Raw genomic sequence first — 17,758 nt, forward strand, 5'->3', positions numbered from 1 at the left:
ACTCTTCAGTAACCATGGCATTTTTCTTTCTTTCGACAACGGTCGGTTGCTTAGGGTTTATGGCTAAGCCGTCGCGCGATAGTCAACCGGTGTTGCCCTACTCCAGCCAATTTCCGGGGCAATAAGCGTGATGAAGTCGGTCAGAATCTGCTGATACTGGTCGATATTGAACTCATACGGCAGCTCGATGCGCAGCTCTTCAACCTCGTGCAGCAACGGATCCTGATGAAGCTGTTCGAGAATTTGGTCGGCGCTTCCGACCAGGTCTGGTGAAAACAGCGTACGGCGTTCGCCCTGTGGGGAGAGCGTGCGCGCATGACGTGAGGCCGCAAAATCGGCGTAGCGCTTGCGGGTCGCCGCATCGGCGCTGTCGAACGGCACCACGACTCTACCGCGTGCTATGCGCGGTGTTCGCACTGCGTTGGCTGGCAATGCCGAACGAAAAGCCTCAATTTGGCGCAGTTGCGCGGTGTAATAATCGTCGGTTCCCTCACCCGAGGTGAGATTGCCAATTAACAGATTCAGGTTCTGCGACCCCGCCCATTTTACGGAACGCAGCGAACCGCCGCCGTACCACAGGCGGTCGGTCAGTCCCGGCGCATAAGGCTGCAATCTTGGGCGTTGGCGATTACCGGGAGACTCGATAAAACTCTCTTTGTCACCAAGGTAGCGACCGCTCAGGTTGTCGATAAGCCGCGTAACGCGATGATACGAAAAGTCCTGCGCTCGCCAGTGGTCATCGAAAACCTCAGGCCCTAACAGCTCGGCATGAGCAGGTTGACCGGCGCTTAAGCCGACGTTCAAACGTCCGTGCGACAGCACGTCCACCGTCGACAGGTCCTCCGCCAGTCTGAACGGGCTTTCGTAGCCAACCTGAATGACCGCCGTACCCAGCTCGATGGTGCTGGTACGCTGACTGGCGGCGGCCAGGAAGGTACTGGCCGACGAAACGCCGTGCTCGAGATGGCGTTGGCGAACCCAGGCACCGTTGTAGCCCAGCCGTTCACCGGTCTCAAACAGCTGTAGAGTCTCTTCAAGACCTTGCCAGGGTGCGTCATCGGGGTAATTGCCGGGCGTGAGGAAAGCGAGATGAGAAATGTTGAGCTGCGTCATAAACGGTTGTCCCTAAGCGTGAAAATCAAAGTTCGGCCATTATGCGTAACAGAATTTACAAAGTTAAATGCATAAAACGGCGATGCTTAGCACAAATAGAAGATAAAAAAACCCGCCAAACGGCGGGTAAAAGAGACCACGACTTCTGCTGGGGAGGCAGTATTATTATTAGTATTCGGTATCACAAAACGCGATGACGCAATCACCCGTCGTGATGCAACGCGGTTACGGATAAAGTCCCCGGTCCTTACGCGCCATAAGAATACGCTCACAGGCTACGGCATAGGCGGCAGTACGCAGTGTCACGCTCAGGCTTTCAGCCTTGTTCCACACTGCGGACAATGCGTCTTTCATGATGCAGTCGAGCCGCTGATTAATCTCTTCCTCGCTCCAAAAGAAGCTCGAGAAATCCTGAACCCATTCGAAATAACTGACGGTAACGCCACCGGCATTGCAGATGACATCAGGCACCACGGTAATCTGGCGCTGGCGCAAAATATCATCGGCGGCAGGCAGCGTCGGTCCGTTAGCGCCTTCCAGCACCAGTCGACAGTTGAGCGCTCTGGCGCGCTCCACGGTGATTTGCCCTTCGAGCGCGGCCGGTATCAGGATATCGAACGCTTTAAGCCAGAAATCACGGTCACGTATCGACTCGGCCTGAGTGAATCCGGCAATGCTGCCATGCTCGCGCTGCCACGCTAATAAAGCCGGAATATCAATACCTTCTTCTCGATAGAGGCTACCGCTATGGTCCTGAATTGCGACAATACGCGCACCCTGCTGATAGAAAAGCTCGGCAGAAATGCTGCCGACGTTACCGAGCCCCTGCACGGCCACGCGACTGGTTGCAACGTCCAGCCCAATGCGCGCCGCCGCCGCCATGCCGGTAACAAATACCCCACGGCCGGTCGCTTTCACGCGCCCCAGCGACCCACCGAGATGAACCGGTTTGCCGGTCACGACGCCGGTGGTGGTCGCACCGACGTTCATCGAATAGGTGTCCATCATCCAGGCCATGACCTGCGCATTGGTGCCAACGTCGGGCGCGGGAATATCCTGCTGCGGCCCAATGATGTTGCCAATCTCGCTGGTATAGCGGCGAGTCAGCCTCTCAAGCTCTTTCACCGAAAGCTCACGGGGATCGACGCGCACCCCGCCTTTGGCACCGCCAAACGGCAGATTGAGCGCGGCACTTTTAATGGTCATCCAGGCAGAAAGCGCCATCACCTCCTCCAGCGTGACGTCAGGATGAAAACGCACGCCGCCCTTGCCCGGTCCCCGCGAGAGATTATGCTGCACCCGATATCCTTCGAAGTGGCGGACCGAGCCGTCGTCCATCTCCAGCGGGATATCGACTATCAAGGCTCTTTTAGGGTGACGCAGCGTGTCCGCCCAACGGGTCAGGTCACCGAGGTAGGGCAGCACGCGTTCAACCTGCGCCAAATAGGTTGCCCAGGCGGAATCTGCATCGTCCGAAACGTAAGAAAGCGCAGTCATTATTTAACCTCTTAATTTAGGGGGCTCATCATTCAGGCGAAGAAAGTCCTCACCGGTGAGTGATAATAAAAATGTGTGTTATTTTTTAACGACTATTCAGTAAGCTATTCAGGTAGATAGCAGATTCTGCCCCTTGCCGCAGGGCGCGCCTGCGGCAAGGGACGATATTATTTAACGCGATAATCTTCCACAGAGAATGAATTGGCGTGTGCGAAGCCCTGTAGTCCGCCAATAAGTACCGACATCAGCTGGCTTCCCACCTGTTTTTCACTCAGCCCAACGGTATCCAACAGGTCAAAAATCTCACGTGGGTCAAAAAGAATGTTCCACAGGAACACGGCTTTATCACCGATATCCGGAAGGCTCATTTCCGCCATCGCGTCACGCAAGGCCGGACGGACAGAATTCGCCTGCACCAGCAGGTATTCCGCGCCTTCCCACAGACGTTCGAGATAGCCCCGGCGGTTACGCATCGGCACCATCGCCGCGCCGCGCTGCCGCACCAGTTTTATCCAGTAGCGGCTGACCTTCTCAAGCCTTTCGAGGCCGCTACCGGTCTGCTCCTGACTGTATTCAAGCAGCAGCTGACCCACTTCCTGACGGTAGGTGTTCAACACCTCTTCGACCGAGGCAAACTGGCGATAGGCAGTCGCAACGGAAACCCCGGCTTCGTTGGCGATTTCCGTCATGCTGATAGGGCCTTCCGAGACTTCAAACAGCCGCGCACCAGCCTGGATCAAGTTTTTTCGATTCCTTTCGGTATCACTACGCATGGTTTTTGCCATTTCACTCTCTGCCTTGTTTCAATCTGTACTTACGCCATTAGTGGAATGTCCAATAATGAATCAACCCAGTGATGCCAGCCCGCGCTTGAGCCGCTTGACCCCTTCGGCAATCGCCTCTTTGCTGGCGGCGTAGGAAAGGCGAAGATGCCCTTCTCCCGCTGCACCAAACTCACTGCCCGGACGCACGGCGATACCCTGTTCGCGCAGCAGTGCCACCATATCGATCGCCGGAATAGGCAACGAATATGACGGGAAGCAGTAAAATGCGCCTTCCGGTTCGTTAAGTTTTAAACCGGGGATGGCCTGCAGGCCTTCCATCATCAGAATGCGGCGTTCACGGTAAACATCATACATACGTTTGACATCATCCTTGCACTCCTTCAGCGCCACAACCGCCGCACGCTGGACGGCGGTGTTGACCGAGCCGTTGACGGAATTGTGCACGCGGGCGGCGGCGGCAATCATATCAGCCGGACCAGCAAGATAACCTACGCGCCAACCTGTCATGGCATAACTTTTTGAAAAGGTTTGGCAAAACAGCGTACGACCGCGGAACGCTGGCACCTGCAACACCGAAGTAAACGGCTTGCCGTTAAACACCAGGTCGCTGTAGGCCTCATCGGCGATGACCAGCGTATCGTGCTGATTCACCAGACGGCCCAGGGTCTCAATCTCTTCACGCGTATGCACGATACCGGTCGGATTGCCTGGGTTACAGAAGACGAACAGCTTCGCGCCCTCAAGGCAGTGGTCCAGCAGCTCGAGGTCCCAGTGCAGGTCAGCCTTGCACGGCATTGGCACGCAAATTCCGCCTGCCATGTTAACCAGATCGGCGTACAGAGAATAGGTCGGATCGGGGATAACGACACGATCGCCCGGATTCACCATCGACAGAATCGCCGCCGCCAACCCTGCGGTACCGCCGTGGGTGACCAGCACTTCGCCCGGTTTCACCGGATACCCCGACTGGGCCGAAACCTCTTCTGCCAGAGCTTCACACAGCAGTTTGTCCCCCAGCAACGGCGCATAGTGCGTAAAACCGTTTTTCAGGGCGTCGGCCGCCGCCTGCACGATGCGCGGCGGGGTATCAAAATCTGGCTCGCCCATCGCCAGCGAGACCATATCGCCGCTGGAGGCTGGCTGCTGCACGCGTAAAGAAGTACGTTCGATACGTAATACAGCCTCGGAGGCCGTGAATTTTTTAGCTAAAGAAGACATGTTTCACCCTTAATTTTTGCAAGTTCGGCGAAGGCTCACCACCCTTGAACGTTTCGCCGAAAGATGATTATTTGGCTGATAAATCAGCCGGTGCACCCTTCCAGCGGCTCAGCTCGAGGTCGCCCGAAATATCACGCATAAAGGTAGGCGCGACGATCAGTTCTTCAATCACCGTGCGGGCTGGCAGCCCAGCGCAGAGTACCACTGCCTCGGCGACGTCCTCCGGCTGCACCATGTTGTCGCGAATACTTTGCGTTGGCGGATTCGCGCGGTTATCCATAATCGGGGTATTTACCTCGCCCGGCAGGATGCAGGTTGAACGGATGCCGTCGTTGCGGAAGGTATTGTGCAGGTAAGTCATAAAGTTGCGCACGCCGGCCTTGGCCGCCCCGTAAGCCGCACCGCCCAGCAGGTTTGGACGCAGCGCCGCCAGCGACGACACGGTGATGATGGTGCCATTCTTCTGCGCCAACATGCCGGGCAGCACCGCCTGTGTCAGCAGAAACACGGCCTTGAGGTTGACGTCCTGCACCTGTTGCCACTCCTCTTCTTCAATCCAGCGCGCATTCAGCGTTTTGCTGGCGCTGCCAGCGTTATTAACCAGAATATCGACCGTGCCAAGCTCGCCGTTGACCCAGCTAATCAGCGCCTGAACCTCGTCCTTATTTTCGATATGCGTCGCACAGCTCCAGGCCTGACCGCCGTTTTCGCGAATGCCGCGCGCCACGCCTTCAAGCACCTCTTTACGACGCCCCACCAGCACCACCTTCGCACCGCGCGACGCCAGCAGCTCTGCCGAGCTCTTGCCAATCCCGCTGCCTGCACCGGTAACGATGATGACTTTTCCTTGTAATGAATCCATGTTCAGCCCCTTGCCAATTCTTCGATAGTGACGCCGTAGTCGCGCAGTGCGCCTTCTTCGGTGATGTAGCCTTCCTGCAAATCAAACAGAATGGCCGCTTTGCTGCGTTCAGCAACCGGGCTTTTACCGCCGCCGCCTGGCATCTGAATCGTGACCTCATCCCCCGGGAACACGTCGTGACGACCGACCGGTTTTTCCAGCTGTTTGCCGTTGATGGCAATAAAGTTAGGCGCACCTGCTTCACCGCCCAGTACGCCCTGCGCCGGATGCTTTTGACGCGAATAGAACATGCTGTGCGAGAGTGGGAATTTGCTGGTGTTACGGATCACCATGCGCTGGGCCACGCCGCCGCGATAGCGACCTGCGCCTCCGGAGTCCGGCACGATGGATTTTTCGGTAAACAGCAGCGGCGTCGCGGACTCGATAAGCTCGACCGGCGTCGATGACATGTTGCCCGGAAAACCGGTCACGATTCCGTCGGCAGAAGGCCGCGCGCCGGTACCGCCGTTAACGCAAAGGCTTTCAACAAAGCGGCGGCCGTCGTCAAACTGACCGGCGAAAACGTCACAGGTCACCGGCGCACTGCCGGAATGGCCCATCACGCGCTCGGGCATGATTTCTGAAAGCGCGGTAAAGATGGCGGCGTGCGCCATGTGTCCTACGCGGTTACGCATTTCCACCGCGCACGGCGGACGGGCGTTAGCGATAGAGCCTACCGGCGCGGTCACGGTGATCGACTTAAAGCAGCCTTCGTTGTTCGGCAGATGCGGCTCCAGCAGGCACTTCAGCGGATAAACGCTGTAGGCGTAGGTAAACGACATCGGGCAGTTGCTGCCGAACAGGGATTCGGCGGACGAACCGGCGTAGTCAATCGTGATGTTGCTGCCGTCGACAATCACCGCCACGTTAAGGTGAATGTCGCCTTCGTAATCGCCAATATCGACCGCCGCCTCATAACGTCCGTCCGGCACCGCCTCAATCGCCTTGCGCATCGCGTTTTCAGTCAGGGAATGGATTTTCTCCGCCAGCGGCTCTACCGAGTCGAGCTTCAGGTCATCCATCAGGCCTAGCAGGCCGTTGGCACCAATCTGGTTGGCAGCAAGCATTGCGTGCAGGTCGCCCTCCACCTGATCCGGTGAGCGCACGTTAGCCAGCAGCAGGTCCAGCAGCTGCTGATTCACCTCGCCCTCGAGCATCAGTTTGCTTGGCGGGATCAGGAAGCCCTCTTCAAACATGTCGCGCGACGAGCCCATATTCAGCGAGCCGCCGATGTCGGACATGTGTGCCGCCGAGCCGGTGAACGCCACCAGTTTACCGTCGCGGAACACCGGCGTGACAATGGTGACGTCGTTCAGGTGGCCGGTTCCCAGCCAGGGATCATTGGTAATCAGGCTGTCGCCCGGCTTGAGCGTCTCGGCCGGATATTTCGCCAGCAGATGACGCACCGTCGCCGGTAAGGTCCCGATAAACACCGGAACGCTGGTTTTTGGCTGCGCCAGCGAATTGCCTTTGGCGTCCATCAGCAGGCAAGAATAGTCGCCTACCTCACGAATAATGCTTGAGAAGGCCATGTTGACCAGCGTCGCGGCCGCCTCCTCAGAGATACTGACCAGACGGTCCCAGGTGATCCTCAGGCTGATCGGGTCATTCAGAAAACGCAGGTTATCAGGGGTTGAGGTCGTCATTATTTCAGCTCCATCAGAATATTGCCTTGTTCATCAAGCATGGCGGACGCACCGGGTCCGACATAAATCGCACACTCTTTCTCCTGCAATAATGCAGGGCCATCAATCCAGGCATGAGTGACCATTAGGCTACGCGGCACGACGCGACAATCGCTGAACCCTTCGTCGCGGCCCAGATAAACGGCAAGGGTTTTCTCCTGCGCGCCCTCGTCTGGCTGAGCCTGCTTGTCGCTGGTATTCATCTGCGGTGGCGTGGTTTGAACGCGGCCACGCCAGTTGACCACTTCCACGCCCTGTCCTTTCAGCGTACGGCCAAAGCGAGCAAAATGGGCGTCTTCGAAGGCGGCAATCAGTGCGTCAACGTCACCCTGTTCGATAAAGGATCCCGGCAGGCTGACGGTCAGCTCCGAGCCTTGTCCGACGTAGCGCACGTCGGACAGTTTTTGCGTGCTGGCGGTAGCCGGTTCTACGTTGGCTGCGGCCAGTGTGGTAAAGGCTTCATCAAACCCTTCGGCGAAAGTACGATGCACGGCCGCCATGTCGATACCGGGCTGTAGACGGCAGCGATCGCTGCGCACGAAGTCGGCGCTCGGCGGTGCAGTCAGCAGTCCAAAGGCGGAATACACGCCAGCACCATTCGGGAAATAGACCTTTTTAACGCTCAGAATCTTGGCAAGTGACCAGGCGTGGCTCGGGCCTGCGCCACCAAAGGCCAGCATGGTCATCTGGTGCGGGCTGACGTTTTTCTCAACGGAGTGCGTGCGCAGCGCCTCGGCCATTTTGCTGTTGGCCACTTCGTGAATGCCCCACGCCGCGTCTTCGATGCTCAGGCCCAAAGGCTCGGCAATACGCGAAATAGCCTTGCGGGCGGCAGCAACGTCGAGGGTCATCCGCCCACCGAGGAAGGCGTCTGGGTCAAGCAGGCCGAGGACCAGATTGGCGTCGGTAACGGTAGGCAACTCGCCGCCACGTCCATAGCAGGCCGGCCCTGGGTAGGCACTGGCGCTTTCGGGACCTATTTCCAGCAGGCCGAGCGAATCAACGCGCGCAATACTGCCGCCGCCCGCACCGATTTCAATCATGTCGACCACCGGCAGTTTCACCGGCAACCCGCTGCCTTTCAACAGACGGTCGGCGCGCCCGACCTCATAGTCGGTCGTAATGGAAGGTTCGCCGTTGCGCACAACGCAGGCCTTCGCCGTGGTGCCGCCCATATCAAATGCCAGCACCTGGCTGTGACCGTTCTTACGGGCAAACGCGGCGGTAGCCACGATACCCCCCGCAGGACCGGACTCGATGATGCGGGTGGGAAAGTCCGCCGCGACCTGCGGAGCCATCAGGCCACCGTTGGAGCCCATCACCAGCCAGTCGCAAATGAAACCGCCGTCGCGCAGCTTCTGCTCAAGACGCGCCATGTAGTTGCGAGCTTTGGGCTGCACGAAGGCGTTCATGGCGGTCAACACGCCACGGTCATATTCGCGAATTTCGCGGGAAACTTTGTGCGACACCGAAATTGAAACCCCCGGCAGTTCGCGACTCAAAATGGCTTCGATGCGATTCTCATGTTCGGGCCAGGCGTAGGCATGCATACAGAGCACGGCCACGGCCTCGTAGCCCTCATCGCGCAGTTTTGCCGCCAACGTGACCACTTCCTGCTCGTCCAACGGTGTGACAACGTCACCTTTACTGGTCAGGCGTTCATTGATTTCATAGGCCTGTGAACGGGGGATTAACGGCGCGGCAGGTGCACCGTTAAGGTCATAAATGTCATAGCGATATTCACGCCCCAGCACCAGAACATCACGAAAACCTTGGGTGACGACGAAGGCGGTTTTCGCGCCGCGTCTTTCCAGCAGTGCGTTAATCGCAAGCGTAGTCCCGTGAGTAATCGTCTGGATCTCGCTGGCCTCAAGCCCTGCCATCTCGACCAACTGAGTCAGACCGGTATAAGCCCCCTCGGACGGATCGTGCGGCGTAGTCAACGTTTTATGACGAAGCGCGACGCCTGTTTCGTCGTTTAGCAGCACCAGATCTGTAAACGTGCCGCCAATATCAAATCCCATTCGCCATGTTGACGTGTGTTTCATAATTACCTCGACAGATGTTCAGTTGCTCTGATAACGCATTCGGGGTCCGTTACTCCGCACGCAGCGGCTTACCGGCAGTTTCTTTGAGATATAAGGTACTAATCAGGGTCAGCATCGCGGTGATAATAACCATGTAGCTCGGGATGCTGGCGATACCGGTGAGGCCGATGAGCCAGGTCATCAGCAGCGGCGCAGAGCCTCCAAAAATCACCGTAGAAAGATTGAAGCCGATGCTGTAGGCGCTGTAGCGCACGTTAGTTGGGAACATTTCGGCAAGCGTGGCCTGAATGACCGCCGCATGACCGGCGAAGGCAAAGGCCAGCAGAATCGCGGCCATACAGGCCAGCGGCATCATGCCCAGCGTCAGCAGCCAAAAGCACGGATAAGCCAGCAGGGCCATCGCTATCGCCGAGGCAATCAGCAGTGGCTTACGGCCAAGACGGTCGGAGAGCCAGGCCATCATCGGGATAGCGCCGATAATGGTCAGCAGGCCACAGGCGGTGACCATCAGGCTCTGTATCTGAGCGAAATGCATCACCTTGTTGAGATAGGTCGGCATATAAACGAACAGCACGTAGTAGCCGGGTCCGTTGACGGCCGGTAAGGTCACCGCCAACGCGATAGCCTTGAGATGACGTTTAGAGGTCAGCACTTCGCGGATTGGGTTGCGCACTACCGCTTTATTCTGCTTAACCATCTGAAAATGAGGGGTATCTTGAATGCGAGTGCGGATATAAACGCCGATCAGTGCCATCGGGATAGCCAACAGGAACGGCACGCGCCATACCCAGTCCCTCATCGCCTGGGCGCCGTAAATATTAATCAGGCCGCTTATTAACAGGCTACCGAACAACAAGGCGATGAACGACCCCATCACCAGCGGCGACATGACGACCGCACGGCGGTCATCTTCGGCATATTCCGCCACAAAGGAGCCGGCACCCGAGACTTCTCCTCCTGCCGAGAAACCCTGTACCACGCGCAGTAAAATCAGCAAGGCAGGCGCTGCCCAGCCGATGCTTTCATAGCTTGGCAACAGGCCGATGGCCGCCGTGGCCAGTGAAATCATCAACAGCAGGATGGCGAGTAATTTCTGGCGGCCCATTTTATCGCCCAGGTATCCACAAATTACGCCACCGAAAGGACGAACAACGAAACTGACCGTAAAGCCCACGTAGGTCAGCATTAGCCCCGCGTCAGAGGTGTTCATGCTGCTGGCGGAAAACACTAGCACCAGCGTACTCACCAGAAGACCGTAAATGCCGTAGTCATACCACTCAACAAAGGATCCCACGCCGCCCGCCAGTGAAGCACGTTTGACGATATTGTTTTTTGCCGAGTCTCTCGCCGGCAAAGCGTAATCCATCGATGCAACCTGAGATTTATTCATTGTTCTGCCCTGCTAAAGTAGTGATGAAATCCGGCCCAAAACGGTGGCTGGGCCGGTCTTGTGCGCTGTGATTTAGCGGTATTGTCCGGTGACTTCTGCGGTCATCTCGGCTTCACGTTTTGCCACTTCCTTGACTTTCTCCAGGACGTCCTCTGCTCTCCAGAAAGGAATAATGATGATGCCGTCGTCGTCGGCAACGACGATGTCGCCCGCACAGCAAACCACGCCGCCGATGGCAACCGGTTCGCCTATCACGCCCGGACCATTCTTGTAAGGCCCTGCAGGACTCGTGCCACGTGAGTAGGTTGGGAAATCAGTTGATTCAATAATTTTTTTGTCGCGCACTGCACCGTCGATAACCTGACCGCGTGCTCCGGCGTGTTGAAAGCGCTGGGTCAACTGCTCGCCCACCAGAGCACGGTCGATGTGCCCCATGCCGTTGATCATCATCACGTCGCCCTCTTCGATGTAGTCGAGAGCAATGATCACCGCCGCGTTATCGCCCGCCGTAACCTGTACCGGAAATGCAAAACCGGTAAAGGCGGTGTGATTGGTCAGGGGAATAATCCCTGCGTCACACATACTCAGGCGTTCCATGGCGTCGCCGATATTGGCAACAGGAAAAGCGGCGAAAGCATCGAGCCACTCTTTTGAGGGACGTTTCCAGCGTGGAGCAATACGAACTTCTGCTGTTTCTAATGCCATTTTCTCAGACCTCAACGTAGGGAATAAAAATGAAAAGCAATTCTCGAATGAGAATGTTTTATCATTTTAAAAATTAAATGTTCAACGTTTTTTTTCTGAACCAAAGGGTCAGGAAGGGCTATTTAAGAGGCTAAAAAACACAAAACAAGAGAATTAAAATTAATTATAAAATTGATTAAAATCATTAAGTTAACTTATTATACAAGCATGATATTTGTGATGAAGATAACATTATTAAGTCAAATATCAGCAGCCATTCAATTTTCTTATGGCTAGATAAGAATTGGCATGAAATAAATCATTGTTTTGGTGCAAAATAACCAATGAATATCAGCATCCGCACTGTGCAAGTGCAGAATAAATTTGAGGGGTAAAATAATCCCTTATAACAGGGGATAAGCAATTTTATATTTTGTGGTGCGGCGCACAGAATTGGTGCGCCGTGAGAATGAGCCTGTCTGGCTTTGATAGGGGGATTTTTTGCAGTAACAGGGAAATCGTAAAATCTATCTGCGGCTAACCGTCAGTTTTACGCTGCCGCGATTATTGCCGTACGCCTGCCAGGCATCGTTGGCAAAAGCATACAAGTAGCCGCTGGCCTTCGGTGTGAAGACTTGCCTTTCACCTATCTGGAACACCTCGTGGGGCAAAAAGTCATTTTTATGCTTCGGGGTCGCGTCCGGCAGATAATCGTTGGCGACCATGCCCGTCAGCACAAACCAGCCAATACGTTCTTCGCGCTTGGTGAGCCAGAAATCGGCCTGATAGTTGCCGGTCATCTTGCTGTAGAGCAGCTCAAATTTGCCCAACAGTGACGACAAAGCCTGCGGAATTTTGCCGAAATGGAATTTACCGTCGCGAGTGCCTTTCGGCCCGCAGTTAATATGACCGTCGAGCCACTCACCCGTGGCATGAAACTCGTACGTCACGCCCGCCTGCAAATAAAACCCGGTAAAATTCCAGAATTCATGTGCGAAAACCTCAACGCCGATTGATTGCTCTTTCTTCAGCGCTTGCCCCTGCCAATAGTCACGCTGAGTCAAAGGTGGGTTGCGATGCCTGTCGAGCGCAGACTGATGCAACGAGGGGTTCTCGTCGCTGAAAAAAGGCACGTTGCGCGGGCGGGTCTTGAGATCTTTGAATACTCCAATCGCGGAATCATGCTGCTGGTCGAGAGAGTCGGGAACTATCTGAGCGAGTGAAGCCTCCCTAAACCTCAGCCCTTCGGCTTCGGCCTGCTCTATCATCCAGCGCAATGCGCCATCGGATAATCCATGCTGCACGTAGCCTCCGCCCACGTCCGCATGCACGCCGGGGAACCAAATCTGCTTAACGTCCCGCGTTGGATCAACGCCGGTCCACAGCGTGGGCATAAAAGTTTGCCGCTTTTCATCGATGGAGATGGCGTGACGCGCCGTTTTAACCATCGGACTCAGGCTGGTATCGTGGAATTTATAGCGCGAGCTGCCGTTTAGTAGACTCAGAAACGCCACGTCTTCCGGGATCCCTAATGCCCCAACCGTGTCCCATACGCCAATAAAGTTTATCGGTACGGTGTGGCTACAGGACTGGCCGGGCGTGACGTAGTGAAAGGCGCGCTCTTCACTGGCGATGACCGTTTTTTGCGCACGGTAGCAGTTAAAAACATCCTGAACCGCTGACCAGGTTTCCTTCTCACTTAGCGGATGCGAGCGCAGGTCGAGCAGCCCACAGTGTGAAATCATGCCACCAAGGCTACGCACGGTAAAGGCCCCACGGCTGAAGCCAAACAGCCAGATGGTGGCACCAACCTGGTAATTTTTGGCCAGCCAGCAGTAGGCACTCATGATGTTTTTATCCAACCCGTCACCGACGATGCCGTCAATAATGCGACGTATTGCGCCCCCTTTGGTGCCGACGCCGGGATGATAGTAAGCCCGCTGCTCAAGCCCCTCTTTATCGGTTTTTTCGAGCGCGTTACGCATTTTAACCACGTTAGTGGGAACAGATATACCGCCGTCGGTTTGCTCGGGAGTATTCCAGGTACCGTCACAGAAAATAATCAGATGCATAAAGGTTTTCACCTCATCCCTTTTGACTTAGAAACCATAGGAAACCAGTTTAAACCTAGCCTGTTACCTTCAGGGTGCAAAGTCTTAATCGACATATAAAAATGATTCAATTCAGGAATTCAGCAGTTTGTCTGTTTGGGGGATCGCGTGCGGATGATGATCGAGGTTTTGAGTCAGGGGAATTTGATGCTTAAGATGCCTGTTACCCAGGTAAAAGCCGGATGGACAGCGGATAGCGACGTCATGCTGTCGTGGCAACCGCACAACGTTTAGGCATTAAAGGTGATGGCACACTGATTATGCTTAAACGCTAGCTCCCTTAAGGCGTTAGCGTTAATCAGTCTCACTATGTTCAGTCAGCTTTCTTCGGCTTATCGTTGTCCTGCTGATGGCGTTTTTCCGCTAGCCAATCCTGAATCATCTGCAGTAAGAAGAGCCGTAAACGCAACGGTGAACGGTCATACACTTTCCAAAAACTCAGACTCTGTTCCATGAAAGACTCCTGCTTGATAACCACGTACTGAAGAAGGTTTATTGTACAGGTATAGCACAGGCTATATTTGTTAGCCATAGCAAAGTCAGCAAAAATTGGTGGTTGGAGATACTTGGTTTACAATGCCTCCCATTGTCGCGAGGTATGTGGCTTCTGGAAGTGAAGTAAAAAGCCATTGAGCAAGAAAAAAGGCGGGCGTTGTGAAAAATAAGAAAGTAGGTCCATTGCTGGATGTGGAAGATCACGCTCAGGGCTTTTTACAGGTGCGCGAGGCGCATCGTCGGGAACTCATGGATGACTATGTCGAGCTTATCTCTGATTTGATTCAGGAATTTGGTGAAGCAAGGCAAGTCGATTTGGCCGCACGTTTGGGGGTTTCTCAGCCCACGGTGGCAAAGACCCTGAAAAGGTTGGCGAGCGCGGGATTGGTGCGCCAGTTGCCTTATCGCGGCACGTTTTTAACCCCTGAAGGTGAGAAGCTGGCGGCGGAAAACCGTGAACGCCATAACGTGGTTGAGGCCTTCTTTATTGCATTGGGCATAAGCCCTGAAACGGCGCGGCTGGACTCCGAAGGCGTAGAGCATCACGTCAGTGATGAAACGCTGGACGTGTTCCGTCGTTTTACGGAACAGAAAAACGCCGGGAAATAATCCCCCTCCGCTAAAAAGTCAGGAAGACTTGTCATTTTTCCTGACTTTTTACTGATATTTCTGCTTCCCCCATCACGGTTCATAAATAGTTTGCCCCATTATCGTTTCTTTTCATTTAACTCGTGCAAAAATAGCCCCCCTCTACGCCTGACCCCACTCTTTGTTAATAAGGATTTAAACGAGATGACGTTCAAGCCTATCGCTATCGCATTTTTGAGCCTTTCCTTTATCACCTCCGCTCAGGCTGCATCCTCCGAGCAGGATAAAATCGACTCGATAATCAAGCCGTTAATGGCCCAATATCAGATACCGGGTATGGCCATTGCCGTGAGCATCAACGGTAAAAATACATTCTACAACTATGGCGTTGCGTCCAAAGAGACGCACAAGGCGGTGAGCCAGAACACGATTTTTGAAATCGGTTCACTGAGCAAAACCTTTACCGCGACGTTGGCCAACTGGGCCGCACAGCAGGGCAAAATTTCCTACTCTGACGCCGCCAGCCACTATATCCCTGAGTTGCAAGGCACCGCGTTTGACAAAATAACGTTGCTAAATCTGGCCACGCACACCTCTGGCCTGCCGCTATTCGAGCCAGACCACGTGAAAAACAACGCTCAGCTTATGGCCTGGTTTAAGCAGTGGAAACCTGCCCAACCGGCGGGCACCCAGCGCATCTATTCGAATATGGGGATTGGATTGCTGGGCATGATAGCGGCCAAGAGCCTTAATCAACCGTTTACCGACATCATGCAAAATCGTATGTTGCCCGCGTTGGGTATGCACAATAGTTATGTGCAGGTTCCGCCCGATAAAATGGGTGAATATGCTCAGGGCTATAACAAACAGAATCAGCCGGTGCGCGTCAATCCTGGGGTATTGGACGCCGAGGCCTACGGCATAAAGTCCAGCTCGGCGGACCTGATTCGTTACCTGAACATAAATCTACGAACTCAACCCATTGACGCCAAATGGCAGACAGCGGTAGACGCGACGCATCGCGGTTACTATCAGGTCGGGCAGTTTACGCAGGATATGATGTGGGAAAACTACGCCTATCCGTCAGCGCTGAAAACCCTGTTAGACAACAACGGCTCGCAGATTATTTCCCAGCCCCAGCCGACTCAGGCCATCAACCCGCCGCAGCCCCCGTTGGAGCAGGCCATCTACAACAAGACCGGCTCTACCGGCGGATTTTCGACCTACGCCCTGTTTGTGCCTATCAAAAAGATGGCAATCATTGTGCTAGCGAATAAGTCTTACCCTAACGAGGCAAGGGTTAAGGCGGCATACGAGGTTATGAAGGCCGTCGATCCGGACTTTTAATTATTGAATATGTGTTTTTAATTCAAAACATAATGATTTAAGTCAAAGGCGCGCGTTTTGCGCGTCGGGAAGGAAAATAGCCTTTGTACAGAGGGTTTCCACTAGTAGGGAACCCTCTGCATTCAAGGCTTTCAACCGCCTGGCTCAAGCCTCAACCTAGCGCCAATATTTTTTCCTGCTGGTCTTGCCTATCCCTGGATTGTAACTGTTGGTCGGGTCAAGCTCGCGCATGTGCTGCTCGTATTCACCGGAGGCAGAGTACAAATGCCCGACGTTGTGTTCAGCGGGATATTTCGCACCGCGCCGGTCAAGATACTCCAGCACCTCATGCTTGAAAGTCACCGGGTCTACGCCAGGCTTGAGGATGTAGTCCTGATGGTTTACGAAGCAGAAAAAGTGCCCACAGCAGGAGTCTTCCAGCACCTGCGCCTGAAGATGTGCGGGTAACACAATTCGCCACTGGTCATCGTTACGGCGCAGCGCTACGTCAAACGCCATCAGCCGCTGGTTGGTGTCGATGCCCATATAGTCGCAGTACGAAACCGTACAGCCGCCAACGCCGAAGCGAACCAGGAAGGCGTCTTTTTCTTCACGCGAGTCGCAGGCAAAAAATTGCCCCGATTTCCCTGCGAAAAACGAGGTCAGCATAAGCTGCAGTTCAGGCGCGTGGCGAGCCTCGGTTTTTATCATCAGATGATGCTCAAACTGGTCTCGATAGTCGAGGATGCGTTTCGACACGCGCTTCGGCGTCAGGTTATTTACCCCTTGCAGCACTTTATCGACCAGATTAAGCGGTAAGAAACCGGCCTTTTTCACCCGCAGGTCCCATTTAGCCTTCCCGGCCATTAAAGACGGTAAAGCCTCTGGCCCCAAACGATCGATTGCCCAATAAACATGCTTGGAGTAACGCACCGTCAGATCAAACGCGTTGCGGTGGATATATTCCGCCTGCTGAGGCAGTTCTTGCAGATTTTGCAGCAAATAACGGCGTAGCCCGACAAGCTCTTGCTCATCGTTGGTGCCAATATAGAAAGTCTGCGTGCGGTCGCCTTTATCGAAGGTCGAAAGCCGAACCGCAAACACCGCTACCTTTCCCGCGCTGCCCGAACTGTCGTGCAGGTATTGCGCGTTGCCGTTAAAGCGCGTCGGGCTATTGGCATCGACGTCACGGATAACCTCAGCATAATCGTCGGCCCAGATTTTCCCTTCCCAGTCCGGCGCGGTGCCGGTGGTGTAATCCTGATTTTCGAGACGCGCAATCATCTCTTCTGGCGTATTGCCCAGAAATACGCCCAGATGATTGACCAGAGAAAGGCTACCGTCGTTGTTAATCTGCGCGAAAAGGGATTTTTCAGTAAACGCCGGGCCGCGCCGAATGAGCGAACCGCCAGAATTATTGCAAACGCCGCCAATCACCGAGGCGCCAATGCATGAAGAGCCAATCACGGAGTGCGGCTCTTTATGGTGCGGTAACAGCGCCTTTTCCAGCTCGGTCAGCGTGCTTCCGGGGAAAGCAATAACCTGTTGCGCGTTATCAATGATCTGCACACCTTTTATACGCCGCGTGCTGACAATAACGACGTCACGATCGTAATTATTGCCGTCTGGGGTTGAACCGCCGGTCACACCGGTGTTGGATGCCTGCATCAATATAATTTTGTCAGCGGCGACGCATAGCTTCAGTACCTGCCAAAGTTGCAGCAGGGAGTCAGGAATGGCTACGGCAAGCGCCTGTCCCTGACCGACGCGAAACCCCTTGGTATAATAGGCTTTATCATTTTCACTGGTCAGTAACTGGTCGCCGGTCAAAATCTGCTGCAACTGAGGAATAATTGCTACACCCTTCTCCATCTGCCTTTCTCCCTTGGCCGCGCGCGTGAACGGCGGCTGACGATT

At 54.7% G+C, this 17,758-nt stretch carries 15 protein-coding genes; 3 read left to right on the forward strand and 12 right to left on the reverse strand.

Annotated features, from left to right (window positions below):
- Nucleotides 1-63: 63 nt before the first annotated feature.
- The 10 genes from BS640_RS10660 to BS640_RS10705 form a co-directional block, all read right to left on the reverse strand.
- On the reverse strand, nt 64-1,113 hold the full coding sequence (locus BS640_RS10660) for an LLM class flavin-dependent oxidoreductase (protein ID WP_017491755.1): 1,050 nt from the start codon (nt 1,111-1,113) through the stop codon (nt 64-66).
- Between the two features lie 225 nt (nt 1,114-1,338).
- The gene (locus BS640_RS10665) at nt 1,339-2,610 is read right to left on the reverse strand and encodes a Glu/Leu/Phe/Val family dehydrogenase (RefSeq protein WP_017491754.1); all 1,272 of its coding nucleotides are present in this window, start codon (nt 2,608-2,610) and stop codon (nt 1,339-1,341) included.
- A gap of 167 nt (nt 2,611-2,777) precedes the next feature.
- Entirely contained in the window at nt 2,778-3,350 is a 573-nt protein-coding gene (locus tag BS640_RS10670; RefSeq protein WP_225741477.1) for a TetR/AcrR family transcriptional regulator, read from the reverse strand.
- Nucleotides 3,351-3,455: 105 nt separating this feature from the next.
- Nucleotides 3,456-4,613, reverse strand: a complete 1,158-nt coding sequence (locus BS640_RS10675; RefSeq protein ID WP_017491752.1) for a pyridoxal phosphate-dependent aminotransferase — start codon at nt 4,611-4,613, stop codon at nt 3,456-3,458.
- Between the two features lie 67 nt (nt 4,614-4,680).
- Entirely contained in the window at nt 4,681-5,475 is a 795-nt protein-coding gene (locus BS640_RS10680) for an SDR family oxidoreductase (protein ID WP_017491751.1), read from the reverse strand.
- A 2-nt stretch (nt 5,476-5,477) separates the two neighbouring features.
- Entirely contained in the window at nt 5,478-7,160 is a 1,683-nt protein-coding gene (locus BS640_RS10685) for a hydantoinase B/oxoprolinase family protein (protein ID WP_017491750.1), read from the reverse strand.
- On the reverse strand, nt 7,160-9,247 hold the full coding sequence (locus BS640_RS10690) for a hydantoinase/oxoprolinase family protein (RefSeq protein ID WP_084912539.1): 2,088 nt from the start codon (nt 9,245-9,247) through the stop codon (nt 7,160-7,162). The genes BS640_RS10685 and BS640_RS10690 overlap by 1 nt, the downstream gene beginning before the upstream one ends.
- Before the next feature lie 49 nt (nt 9,248-9,296).
- Complete coding sequence (locus tag BS640_RS10695; RefSeq protein ID WP_017491748.1) at nt 9,297-10,637, reverse strand: MFS transporter; 1,341 nt, start codon at nt 10,635-10,637, stop codon at nt 9,297-9,299.
- 72 nt (nt 10,638-10,709) lie between these two features.
- Complete coding sequence (locus BS640_RS10700; protein WP_017491747.1) at nt 10,710-11,342, reverse strand: RraA family protein; 633 nt, start codon at nt 11,340-11,342, stop codon at nt 10,710-10,712.
- 506 nt (nt 11,343-11,848) lie between these two features.
- Nucleotides 11,849-13,393: a DUF2235 domain-containing protein gene (locus tag BS640_RS10705; protein ID WP_038328474.1), complete on the reverse strand. Its 1,545-nt coding sequence runs from the start codon at nt 13,391-13,393 to the stop codon at nt 11,849-11,851.
- A 117-nt stretch (nt 13,394-13,510) separates the two neighbouring features.
- Here BS640_RS10705 and BS640_RS21910 point away from each other — a divergent pair, with 117 nt between their 5' ends.
- Nucleotides 13,511-13,666, forward strand: a complete 156-nt coding sequence (locus tag BS640_RS21910; protein WP_225741575.1) for a TOBE domain-containing protein — start codon at nt 13,511-13,513, stop codon at nt 13,664-13,666.
- 79 nt (nt 13,667-13,745) lie between these two features.
- Here the strand turns inward: BS640_RS21910 and BS640_RS22065 are convergent, their stop codons facing one another.
- Nucleotides 13,746-13,886, reverse strand: a complete 141-nt coding sequence (locus BS640_RS22065) for a hypothetical protein (protein ID WP_017494172.1) — start codon at nt 13,884-13,886, stop codon at nt 13,746-13,748.
- A gap of 200 nt (nt 13,887-14,086) precedes the next feature.
- Between BS640_RS22065 and mntR the strand changes: the two genes are divergently transcribed.
- Together mntR and ampC are read left to right on the forward strand one after the other, a co-directional pair.
- Nucleotides 14,087-14,536: a manganese-binding transcriptional regulator MntR gene (gene mntR, locus BS640_RS10710; RefSeq protein WP_017494171.1), complete on the forward strand. Its 450-nt coding sequence runs from the start codon at nt 14,087-14,089 to the stop codon at nt 14,534-14,536.
- 183 nt (nt 14,537-14,719) lie between these two features.
- Nucleotides 14,720-15,862 (forward strand): class C beta-lactamase, encoded by a 1,143-nt coding sequence (ampC, locus tag BS640_RS10715; RefSeq protein ID WP_084912540.1) that lies wholly within the window; start codon nt 14,720-14,722, stop codon nt 15,860-15,862.
- Nucleotides 15,863-16,018: 156 nt separating this feature from the next.
- Here ampC and dld read toward each other — a convergent pair whose 3' ends face one another.
- Entirely contained in the window at nt 16,019-17,713 is a 1,695-nt protein-coding gene (gene dld, locus BS640_RS10720; RefSeq protein ID WP_084912541.1) for a D-lactate dehydrogenase, read from the reverse strand.
- Between the last annotated feature and the right edge of the window lie 45 nt (nt 17,714-17,758).

The organism is Rouxiella badensis (genome assembly GCF_002093665.1).
GTDB classification, from domain to species: domain Bacteria; phylum Pseudomonadota; class Gammaproteobacteria; order Enterobacterales; family Enterobacteriaceae; genus Rouxiella; species Rouxiella badensis.